Genomic DNA, 2,827 nt, shown 5'->3' with positions numbered 1-2,827 from the left:
ACACTATTCCGAATAGCCAGTTTTTCCCATTCCTTGAGGGCTGAAGGAAGGAACTCAAGCTTATAAGTCATCCAGATTTACCGGCACGGGAGTCTCACTCATGCGCGCCTTGACGATTTCAGCCAACTCCAGATCGTCCAATCGCTCCATCATGGCTTCGTACAACTCAGCCGGCACCATGTAGCTCATGACGCGGTTATGGTTCAACACAGCCACCGGCATGCCACGCGCTCCGGCCATCACTGCAGATGGGTTTTTCTTGAGTTCTGACACGCTGACGGCTACATCTGCAAGAATATTCTGCACAGTAATTAAACCTTTATTTGGCTCCAAATTAAGGTCTTTATATATCACTCACGGCCGCGATCGCAATCCGCATCTGACAAACACCCCCTCTGTTTTGACTAAGCCTTATCCGCCTCCAACAACTTCGCCAGTACCCCAGCCAGTTCCTTGACCATCAAGTCCGCCGTCGGCCGGTGGACGATCACGATCTCGTAGCTGTCGATTGCCGGCAGCCCGTTGTTCTCATCCAGGCGCACATGATCGCGGGTGGTTGCACGCGGCGGCAGCAGGCTGATGCCCATGCCATCGGCTACTGCGGCCTGAATGCCGCTGAGGCTGGAACTAGTGAAACTGATGCGCCAGCGTCGGCCCATGGCCTCCAACGCGTTGATCATGTCGTCGCGGTACAGCCCGCGCGGGGGGAAGGTCACCAATGGCACCGGGTCCTTGTCGATACTCGGCAGCTTGGCGCTGTCGATCCATTGCAGCTCTTCCGGCCAGCAGGCAACGCCCTCGCGGCTGTTGCGCCGTTGCTTGAGCAGGACCAGGTCAAGCTCGCCGTTGTCATAGCTCTGGCTGAGGTCGCGGCACATGCCGCTGGTGACTTCCAGCTTCACCTGCTGGTACTTGCGGTTGAACGCCGACAGCGCATTGGTGGTTCGCCCGCCAACGAAATCTTCCGGCACCCCCAGGCGCACCGTCACCCCCACCGTCGCACCGGCCAGCGCTTCGAGCATCTGGTCGTTCAGGTGCAGCATGTGCCGGGCGTAGCCGAGCAGGGTCTGCCCGGCGTCGGTGGGCAGCACTTCGCGGTTGCCGCGCTCGAGCAAACGGTGGCCGACCATGTCTTCCAGGCGACGGACCTTCTGGCTCACCGTCGACTGGGTGGAATGCAGGCGCGCCGCCGCCGTGGTGAAACTGCCGCAGTCGGCCACCACGACAATCGCCCGCAGCAGGTCGAGGTCGAACAGCGATCTATTCGGATTTGCACTAATAGTCATGCTGATATTCAACTTCTGAATGGATAAAGCCATTTTTATCATGCCAACTGCGGTGCAACAACACAGGTAAACGTACTCGACTTTGGAATAATTGCCTGACGAACGGTCATCGTATATGAATGCTGCTTGGGCGCCGTCGCGCCTTGATCGTTTGCGCCCGCCTTTTCGGGCCCGATCTTCGTCTCAGGAAAACAACAATGATAAAAAATCCGTTTGTACACCTGTCGTTACTTACTGTCAGCAGCGTCCTCTTCGCCCCCGTCGCCCTGGCGGACTTCATCAAGGATGGCAAGGCGTCGCTCAACCTGCGCAACTACTACTTCAACAACGATTTCCGCGACCGCGCGGGTTCTGCCGGGCAGAGCAAGACCGCCGAGTGGGGACAGGCGTTCATGCTCGACTACAAGTCCGGGTTTACCGAAGGCACCGTGGGTTTCGGTGTGGATGCCCTGGGCCTGCAAGGCGTGCGCCTGGATGGCGGCAAGGGTAACCATCGCGGCAGCTCGATGATCCCCGACGAGCGCGATGGCAGCGCTGTCGATGACTGGAGCCGCCTGGGGGTCACTGGGAAGATGCGTTTCTCCAAGACCGAAGCGCGTTACGGCACCTTGCAGCCAAAGCTGCCGATTCTGGTGACGAACGATGGTCGTCTGCTGCCGCAGACCTTCGAAGGCGGAATGATCACCTCCCAGGAGATCGACAAGCTGACGCTGGTGGGCGGTCGCCTGGAGCACGCCACCGGGCGCGCCTCGACCAACCGTTCCGGGCTGGCGGTGGCCGGGGGTACACAGCAGAGCAACGAGTTCCTGTTTGCCGGCGGCGACTATCAGCTCACGCCTGAGCTCAAGCTGCAGTACTACGCGGCGCAGCTTGAGGACTACTACGTTCAGCAGTTTGGCGGGCTGGTGCACGTGTGGAAGCTGGCCGACAACCAGACCCTGACCACCGACCTGCGCTACTTCAAGACCGATGCCGATGGCCGTAATGACTCGATCGCTGGTCGCACCGATGGCTATCGCGTGGCCGGGTTGGCGGATACCCCGGGCAAGATCGACAACGATACCTGGAGCGCGATGTTCACCTATGCGCTGGGGGCGCATACGTTCCTCGCCGGGTATCAGCAGGTGTCCGACAGCGGCAACTTCGTGCAGTTGAACCAGGGCAACACCGGCGAAGGTGCGACCGGGTCGAGCGTGTACCTGTTCACCGACCGTTTGATCACCAGCTTCCTGCGCGCCGGTGAGCGCACTGCGTTCGGGCAGTATGCGTACAACTTCGCAGGCCTGGGCGTGCCTGGGCTGGTGGCGTCGGTGACCTACCTGAAGGGTACCAATATCCGTATGGCTTCAGGCGCTGACGAGAAGGAATGGGAACGCGACCTGGCGCTGGATTACGTGATCCAGAGCGGCACCATGAAAGGCCTGGGCTTCAGCTGGCGCAACGCGATGTTGCGCAGCGGCGTGCCGAGTGAGTGGGACCAGGATCAGAACCGTTTGACCGTGAGCTATTCGATCCCGCTGTTCTGATGTGCCGGGCCTGAT

General features: G+C 60.0%; 3 protein-coding genes. 1 reads left to right on the top strand and 2 read right to left on the bottom strand.

All coding sequences use genetic code 11. From position 1 onward, the window contains the following. Positions 1 to 60: 60 nt before the first annotated feature. Positions 61 to 306, bottom strand: coding sequence for a type II toxin-antitoxin system Phd/YefM family antitoxin (locus tag M5G11_RS27010; RefSeq protein ID WP_273913768.1), 246 nt, complete (start codon positions 304 to 306; stop codon positions 61 to 63). Positions 307 to 404: 98 nt separating this feature from the next. Then, complete coding sequence (locus M5G11_RS27005; protein ID WP_273913767.1) at positions 405 to 1,286, bottom strand: LysR substrate-binding domain-containing protein; 882 nt, start codon at positions 1,284 to 1,286, stop codon at positions 405 to 407. Between the two features lie 197 nt (positions 1,287 to 1,483). Here M5G11_RS27005 and M5G11_RS27000 point away from each other — a divergent pair, with 197 nt between their 5' ends. Then, entirely contained in the window at positions 1,484 to 2,812 is a 1,329-nt protein-coding gene (locus M5G11_RS27000) for an OprD family porin (protein ID WP_273913766.1), read from the top strand. Positions 2,813 to 2,827 lie beyond the last annotated feature (15 nt).

Source organism: Pseudomonas fontis (assembly GCF_028656955.1).
GTDB lineage: Bacteria > Pseudomonadota > Gammaproteobacteria > Pseudomonadales > Pseudomonadaceae > Aquipseudomonas > Aquipseudomonas fontis.
This window is presented reverse-complemented; position numbering and strand designations above follow the sequence as displayed.